At 67.9% G+C, this 7,358-nt stretch carries 7 protein-coding genes; 3 read left to right on the top strand and 4 right to left on the bottom strand.

The features are described 5' to 3' along the window. Window positions 1–313 precede the first annotated feature (313 nt). Window positions 314–1,339, top strand: a complete 1,026-nt coding sequence (gene ligD / locus VN779_RS25835) for a non-homologous end-joining DNA ligase (protein WP_325727889.1) — start codon at window positions 314–316, stop codon at window positions 1,337–1,339. Window positions 1,340–1,356: 17 nt separating this feature from the next. On the opposite strand, the gene VN779_RS25830 is transcribed toward ligD, so the two are convergent. Further along, entirely contained in the window at window positions 1,357–2,424 is a 1,068-nt protein-coding gene (locus VN779_RS25830; protein WP_325727887.1) for an ATP-dependent DNA ligase, read from the bottom strand. Window positions 2,425–2,554: 130 nt separating this feature from the next. Then, a complete protein-coding gene (locus VN779_RS25825; protein ID WP_325727885.1) occupies window positions 2,555–2,767 on the bottom strand; it encodes a dodecin in 213 nt (70 codons plus the stop codon). A 97-nt stretch (window positions 2,768–2,864) separates the two neighbouring features. On the opposite strand from VN779_RS25825, the gene VN779_RS25820 reads away from it, so the two are divergent. Next, the gene (locus tag VN779_RS25820; protein ID WP_325727883.1) at window positions 2,865–3,761 is read left to right on the top strand and encodes an NAD-dependent protein deacetylase; all 897 of its coding nucleotides are present in this window, start codon (window positions 2,865–2,867) and stop codon (window positions 3,759–3,761) included. Window positions 3,762–3,772: 11 nt separating this feature from the next. Here the strand turns inward: VN779_RS25820 and VN779_RS25815 are convergent, their stop codons facing one another. Continuing rightward, on the bottom strand, window positions 3,773–5,377 hold the full coding sequence (locus VN779_RS25815; protein WP_325727882.1) for a serine/threonine protein kinase: 1,605 nt from the start codon (window positions 5,375–5,377) through the stop codon (window positions 3,773–3,775). After that, window positions 5,374–6,552 (bottom strand): glycosyltransferase, encoded by a 1,179-nt coding sequence (locus VN779_RS25810; RefSeq protein ID WP_325727880.1) that lies wholly within the window; start codon window positions 6,550–6,552, stop codon window positions 5,374–5,376. Before VN779_RS25810 ends, VN779_RS25815 begins: the two co-directional genes overlap by 4 nt. An 89-nt stretch (window positions 6,553–6,641) precedes the next feature. On the opposite strand from VN779_RS25810, the gene VN779_RS25805 reads away from it, so the two are divergent. Continuing rightward, window positions 6,642–7,229 carry a hypothetical protein gene (locus tag VN779_RS25805; protein WP_325727878.1) on the top strand — a complete coding sequence of 196 codons (588 nt, stop codon included), beginning with the start codon at window positions 6,642–6,644 and terminating at the stop codon, window positions 7,227–7,229. Window positions 7,230–7,358 lie beyond the last annotated feature (129 nt).

The following is a 7,358-nucleotide window of genomic DNA, read 5'->3' as shown; positions in this document are numbered from 1 at the left end:
TGCCCCGCATCCACTTCGCCCACATCCACGTCCACGTCTGACTTTCCTCGCCGCCGCGGCCCTGCTCGCACGGCTGATCGTTCCGCTGCCCGCGGTGGGTCGCGAACCAGGGCAGCGGTACGGTAAGCGACGTCGACCTGGCGACCCGGGCGGTCACGCACACGCAGACACGCGCCAACCCATTCCGTGGACGAAAGACGGTCCAAATCAGCCCCCTGCCCTACCTGCTCAGCCCTTTTCCCTGCGCCCCCGTTGCAGCAACCTGCCACGCCGCCGTGTCGCGGCAGCGTCCGACTGCCCTTAGCCTGCGAACATGAGCAGCAGCGAGGCGTATGTCGACGTGGCCGGCCGATCTGTGCGCATCTCGTCCCCGGACAAGGTCTACTATCCGGACTCCGGAATCACGAAGCTCGACCTGGCCACCTACTACGCGGCCGTCGCCGAGAGCGTGTTCCGGGCGCTGGCCAACCGGCCGGTCGCGCTCAACCGCTTCCCGGACGGGCTCGGCGGATCATCGTTCTATATGAAGCATGCGCCCAAAGGGCTGCCTGACTGGGTAGAGACCGCCCGCGTCACCTTCCCGAGCGGCCGAACCGGCGACGAGATCTGCGTGACCGAGCCGGCCACCGTCGCTTGGGCCGTGCAAATGGGTGCGCTCGAACTGCATCCGTGGCCCGTTCGGCGTAGCGACACCGACCATCCGGATGAGCTGCGCGTCGACCTCGACCCGCAGCCCGGCACCGGATTCCCCCAAGCGGTGGAGGCGGCGCATGAGGCGAAGGCGCTGTTCGATGAACTCGGCATGACGCCCTACGTGAAGACGACTGGCGGACGCGGCCTGCACCTGCTCGTCCGCATCGAGCCGCGCTGGTCGTTCATCGAGGCGCGCCGAGCCGTCATCGCCTTCGCCCGCGAACTAGAGCGCCGCCGCCCCGACCTGCTCACCACCTCGTGGTGGAAAGAGGAGCGGGGCGAGCGGGTCTTCGTGGACTTCAATCAGATGGCCCGCGACCGGATGCTCGCCGCCGCGTATTCGACGCGTGCACGCCCTCATGCGCTCGTCTCAATGCCCGTGCGCTGGGCAGAGCTGCCTGACGTAGAGCCCGATGACTTCACGCCGCGCACTGTCCCGTCGCTGCTCGTGAAGAACGGCGACGCACATGCGGACATCGACGAGGCCGCATTCACCCTCGACGCGCTCCTGGAGGCTTCGGCGCGTGACGAGCGTGACCACGGCCTCGGTGACCTGCCCTATCCTCCGGACTTCCCCAAGATGCCTGGCGAGCCCAAGCGCGTCCAGCCCTCAAAGGCAAAGAACGCCGGCAAGCCCGCGACCTGACCTCGCAAGCTGCGAACTCACTCGAACACATCCGCCAAGTCATACGGCACCGGCACGTCCAACTGGTCGTACGTGCACGAACTCGGCTCACGGTCGCGCCGCCACCGCAAGAACTGTCCGTTATGCCGGAACCGGTCTGCCTGAAGCTGGTCGTAGCGCACCTCACACACCAACTCCGGCCGTAACGCAACGAACGACGTGTCCTTTCCCGCGTTCCACCGGTGCTGAGCGCCGGGCCTGCGGTGTTCCTCGTCCTCCGCCGCACCGAGCCACGGGTGCGCCTCACCGTCACGCAACCGCAGCGGCGCAAGCTCCTCGAGCAGCTCGCGGCGCCGAATCATCGTGAACGCGCTCGAGCCGCCGACGTAGTTGAGCACGCCGTCCGAGCCGTAGAGCCCGAGCATCAGCGAGCCGACGACCGGGCCGTTCTTGTGCAGCCGATAGCCGGCCACGACCACGTCCGCGGTGCGCTCGTGCTTGACCTTCACCATCGTGCGCTCGCCGGGCGTGTACCTGCCATCAAGCGGCTTGGCGACCACGCCGTCGAGCCCCGCACCCTCGAAACGCTCGAACCAGCGGCGCGCGACATCCGGGTCATCGGTCGCCCGGGTCACGCGCACCTGAGAACCCGCGCGCGCCTGCGCACCCTCCCCGAACAGCGCTGTCAGCCGGTCGCGCCGCTCGGCGAACGGACGTCCGGTCAGGTCTTCGTCATCGAGCGCGAGAAGATCGAACGCGACGAATGACGCCGGGGTGCGCTCGGCCAGCAACCGCACCCGCGACTCCGCCGGATGGATGCGATCGGCGAGCCGGTCGAAGTCCAGCCGCCCGCCGACCACCACCACGACCTCACCATCGAGCACACAGCGCGGCGGCAACACCTCGGCCAGCGCCTCGATCAGCTCCGGAAAGTACCGGTTGAGCGACTTGCCGCCCCGGCTGCCGAGCTCGATCTGGTCCCCGTCGCGAAACACGATGCACCGATAGCCGTCCCACTTCGGCTCATACAGGAACGCGCCGGACGGTACGCCGGCCGCCGACTTCGCCAGCATCGGCTCTACTGGGGGCATCACCGGTAGCTTCATTACGGTCCTCGAGTTCTCGCACCCTCGCGGAATCGGTGCGCTGCGCGTGCCGCGCGAGCCGCGCGTGCTTATAAACGCAAGCATGCCCGAAGCGCCGCCGCCAGCCCAGCGATCCGAACGGCGAGCGGGATCAGCCCTCGTCGAGCCGGAAGCCGACCTTCAGCCCGACCTGGTACTCGGAGATGCGGCCGTCCTCGATCCGGCCGCGGATCTCCGTGACTTCGAACCAGTCGAGACCGTGCAGCGTTTCGGCGGCCCGTGCGACGGCCGTGCGTACTGCGTGATCGACTCCGTCCGCTGACGAGCCGACGACCTCGGTGACCCGGTAAACATGTCCGCTCATGGCTGTTCGCTCCGCATCTCAAGACGAGCTGGTCCGTCGGACCAGCGTCCACCTACGCTAAGCGCCGCGCCAGCCAATCGCGACATATGCTGCGTTCATGCGGACGCGACCGATACTCGACTGGCCGAACGCCGGCGGACTCGCACCGTCAGGCGATGTGGACGATGTCGAAGACATCCTCGCCGGCGGTGCGGTCGCGGTGCTCAGCGGCGCCGGGCTGTCCACCGAGTCCGGCATCCCGGACTACCGGGGCGCGACCGGCAGCCTGCGCAGGCACACGCCGATGACCTACGAGCAGTTCGTGCACAGCGCGGACAACCGGCGCCGTTACTGGGCGCGCAGCCACCTCGGCTGGCGAACGATCGCCCGCGCGCAGCCGAACGCGGGACACGCCGCGGTCGCCTCGCTCTCTGCCGCCGGATATGTCTCGGCCGTAATCACCCAGAACGTCGACGGTCTGCATCGCAGCGCGGGTAACAGCAACTGTGTCGAGCTGCACGGGAGCCTAGACCGGGTCATCTGCCTGGACTGCCGGCAGCTGAGCCTGCGTGAGGAACTGGACCGGCGGCTGCGCGCAGCCAATCCGCGCTTCCAGGACGCGAGCACTCAGATCAACCCGGACGGCGACGTCGAACTCGCCGACGAGCTGATCGCGCAGTTCAACACAGTACCCTGCGATGCCTGTGGGTCGGGGACGCTGAAACCGGATGTGGTCTTCTTCGGCGAGAACGTGCCCAAGCCGCGTGTGCAGCAGTGCTACGACCTCATCGACGAGGCCCGCGCGTTGCTGGTGCTGGGCTCGTCGTTGACTGTCATGTCAGGGCTGCGATTCGTCCGATACGCGGCGCGAGCCGGCAAACCGGTCGCCATCGTGAATCAGGGAGCGACACGCGGCGACGAACTCGCCGCTGTCCGGCTCAACGCACCCCTCGGCACGACCCTGACCCGACTCGCCGACCGCCTCGGCTGCGCGACCGCGACCGCAGCCGCCTAGGACGCACCAATTCAGTGGCTACCCCACTGCTGACTCGGGCTGCCGTCGCACGGCCACAGCACGAGAGCCGTCCCGTCGTTCGTGCCCTTGCCGGACACATCGACGCACAGTCCGGCATTCGCGCTGACGATCGTGCCGTTCGGCTGGATCGTCCAGCGCTGATTCGCACCGCCGTTGCAGCTCCAGAGGACGACCCGCGTGCCCGGGGTCTTCTCCAGTCCGTAGTCGTCGAGGCAGTAGGCGCCGCCGTCCTCCGTCAGTTGGCCGGCGGGTGTCAGGGTCCAGCTTTGGGCCGGGGTGCCGTTGCAGGACCAGATGTCTTCCTTCGTGCCGTCCGCGAAGATCCGGCCCGCCGTGTCCATGCACGTGTTGGAACGCGCATTGATCAGCGTGACCTGGACCGGCGCGGTCGCGGACGGCGATGCTGACGGCGACGGACTCGCCGAACCCACCGGCAGGACGACCGCCTCCGGGCTCTCGCTGGCGGCGGTGGTCGCCGGAGCGGACCTCGTGGTCGGCCGGGCGTTCGCGGTGGAAGCCGCCGCGCCGCCGCCGCCGAGCGTGAGCGCGCCGCCGATGAGGAGCGCGACCACGACGACGGCCGCGGCGATCCCGCTCTCCGTCTTGTGCGCGGTGATCAGCCGCGGCAACCGCACGCTGCTGCTCTTGCCACTGCCCTTGGCATTGCCATGATCGTGTGCGCCTTCGTCAACGGCGATGGCAGGCAACACGGTCGTCATCGCCACGCCCGCCGGTTGCGGCGCAGCGACATACGGTTGGCTCGGTAAGCCGGGGACGACGATCGTCTCTCCTGCGGCAAAGCCCTTATTCGCGAATGACCGCAGCGCCGCGGCGAGCTGGCCGGCGGTCGGGCGGTAGCGCGGATCTCCGGCGAGACAGGCCACGATGATTGACCACAGCTCGTCGGGCCGACCGGGAGCGGGAACCGGCCGAGTCTGTCCGGTCAGGCACTCATACAGCAGAATGCCCAAGGCATATACGTCCGCTGATGGCACGCTCGCCGGGTAAGGCGCTGAGACCGCGGCTGCGGCTGCGACCGATTCCGGGGCACGATACTCGATCGGAGGCACCAGCTGTTGCCCGCGATTCGCCAAGGCGGCCAAACCGAAATCGGTGACCAGGGGCTCTGGGAGAACGCCGCCTCCCGCGCTCAGCAAGATATTGCCGGGGTGAAGGTCGCCATGCGCGTGCCCAGCAGCGTGCGCCGCGGCGACGGCGTCACATACGGTCGCGACAACTTGTGCGGCCGTGGCCGGATTCAGCGCGCTCTGTCGAGCCACCATCGACCGAAGGCTCTCGCCGGAAACGAGTCGCGACCGCAGCGCCAGCCAGCCCTCTGCGGTCTCGGCGTCGTCGACGGCCACGATGCCGGCGTGGCCGATCCGCGCCACCGAGCCCAGCGCACCGTAAAGCTCCGCGACGGCCTGCGGATCGGACACCAGTTCGGGCCGCAGCACCTTCACCGCGTGCTCGCCGCCATCCCGCAGGTCTCGGGCGCGCCACACCGTGCCGACGGCGCCGGTCCCCAACTGCTCGAACAGTTCGAACCGCGCGCCGAGTCGCCACCGGTTATCAGACACCTGCTGCCTCGTCATCCATCGGAAGCACCACCGAACGCCGAGCATTGTACGGATGAACGCCGGTGTGCCGGTACGAGGGCCTCGATCAGGCCGAGTGCCTGCGCGGGCTCCGGCAGGGCGTTGATCTCGTCTTGAATCCGCTGCGCTGCGCGCCGATACGAGTCCTCGTGCAGCATCGTGGTGACGGCGCGCGCTGCGCCCTCGGGTGTGAACGTCACGGGATCAAGCTCCAGCGCGGTACCGAGTTCGACGCACCGCCGGGTGTTGTACGGCTGGTCGGCGCCCATCGGGAGCAGCACGGAGGGGATGCCGTGCGCGAGCGAGCCGATGAGCGTGCCGGAACCGCCGTGCGCGATGACGAGGTCTGCCTCGGCGAAGATCTCGTTTTGCGGGACGAACTGTTCGATGCGCACCTGCTCCGGCTGCGCTCCGAACGATGCGGGGTCGAGTCGCCGCCCCACGGTTACGACCAGGCGGACGGGCAAATCGCGAAGCCCGGCGAGCAAGCGCTCGAACACCGAACGATATGTGTCGAGTGTCCCGAGGGTGAGGTAGACCAAGGGCTGGTCCGCTGTATGTGCACGGCGCGGTGCGTGGTCGTCCGGCGCGCACCAGAAGGTGTCCTTCGGTAGCGGATAACGCGGATCGCGTACGCTCGGCGGTGCGGGCATGATGACCAGTTGGCCCGGGAGCCGGGTCAGATCCGGGTCGGGCACGAGCCCGTTTTCCGCGCGCAACGCGCTGATCGGTTCCCGGATGACCTCGTTGCGGGCCAGGCCTCCGGCCAGCAGCACGATGACACTCACACACGGGATCCCGAGCTTTTCCGCGGCGATCGCCGAACCGAAGTCGATCTCGTCGCGCACGATGACGTCCGGCTGCCACTCCAGCGCGATCTCGCGGATCGCCGCGGCGTGCCGGCGCGCGCCCCGGCCAGCGAAGTTGTCGCGCAGCACCCGCTCCTCGCGGGCCAGGTCGACCGGCTCCGGCGTCTGCGCGGGCTCGTCCGTGGACGGCGGCTTCGGTTCGCTGGTGCGAAAGGCGGTGAATCCGGCGGCCGTGATCTCGTCGTACCGGTTCCCGGAGCCGGCCACCGCTACTGTGTGTCCGGCGGCCAGGGCCGCACGAGCGAACGGGATGAGGGGCCGGAAGTGTCCGCTGCCGCCGATGAAGGTGAAGAGAACGCGCATTCCGGCGAGCCTACCGAGCAGGGCCGCCGCGCGCTTCCCGAACAGATCGCGCTGCGCAAACAGAGGCAGGCTAGCGAGACGCCGAGCACATGGAGTTCTTCTGCTACCACCGCGACCGGGCCGGGTCTGCCGCCTTGCGCGTGGAACTGGTGGAAAAGCATTGGTCGTACATGGACCAGTACGCGAAGGAGATAATCGGCGTGAATGAGCACAAGGTAGCTACAGGCGTCAGCAAGCGGGACGGGTGGCGTGTTTTTCACCCGGCCCGTTTAAGCTGGCATGCCGTCGCCGGGATCATCCTCCTCGGCGGCGGAGCCAGCCTGGCGACTGGGTATGGGATCGACTTACTGGCAGAGAAGGGCGACATCGGCAGCTTTCTATATCTACTCGGATTTGCCTTAGCGGCCCTGGGTTTCTTATATTTCAACACGTTTGCGTACTATGTGGCGATTGACGATCGGTATGTCGCTCAGGGGCGTCGCCGACGTGCTCCGGCCGACGTCATCGAGCGCTCTGCGGTCAGCTACACGACATGGGGATTCATCCACGGGGCGGTTCACGGACAGCTCCACGACGAGGGCGGCAATGTCCTGATGCTGATTGAGCCGTCAGTTGAGCGGAAGCAGCTCGTCGCGATTGCCCAGGAGCTTGGGGTGCCTTTCCGCTCATCAAGCTAAGTCTGCGGCGGAATGCTGCTTGGCTCTCCGTCAGACGTCGTAGGTGATCGTCACCGGGGCGTGGTCGGACCAGCGGGCGGTGTGCTCGACCGCCCGCTCGATCTTCGCGCTGACGGCGAGCTTGGCCAG

Origin of the sequence: Actinocrinis sp., from assembly GCF_035605935.1 — a bacterium.
Lineage (GTDB): Bacteria > Actinomycetota > Actinomycetes > Streptomycetales > Catenulisporaceae > Actinocrinis.
This window is presented reverse-complemented; position numbering and strand designations above follow the sequence as displayed.

What these genes read in the sequence shown, in the direction of transcription:
- VN779_RS25815 (WP_325727882.1), bottom strand. Translation starts at nt 5,377, where the DNA reads ATGACGAGGCAGCAGGTGTCTGATAACCGGTGGCGACTCGGCGCGCGG.
- VN779_RS25810 (WP_325727880.1), bottom strand. Translation starts at nt 6,552, where the DNA reads ATGCGCGTTCTCTTCACCTTCATCGGCGGCAGCGGACACTTCCGGCCC.
- VN779_RS25830 (WP_325727887.1), bottom strand. Translation starts at nt 2,424, where the DNA reads ATGAAGCTACCGGTGATGCCCCCAGTAGAGCCGATGCTGGCGAAGTCG.
- VN779_RS25805 (WP_325727878.1), top strand. Translation starts at nt 6,642, where the DNA reads ATGGAGTTCTTCTGCTACCACCGCGACCGGGCCGGGTCTGCCGCCTTG.
- VN779_RS25820 (WP_325727883.1), top strand. Translation starts at nt 2,865, where the DNA reads ATGCGGACGCGACCGATACTCGACTGGCCGAACGCCGGCGGACTCGCA.
- ligD (WP_325727889.1), top strand. Translation starts at nt 314, where the DNA reads ATGAGCAGCAGCGAGGCGTATGTCGACGTGGCCGGCCGATCTGTGCGC.
- VN779_RS25825 (WP_325727885.1), bottom strand. Translation starts at nt 2,767, where the DNA reads ATGAGCGGACATGTTTACCGGGTCACCGAGGTCGTCGGCTCGTCAGCG.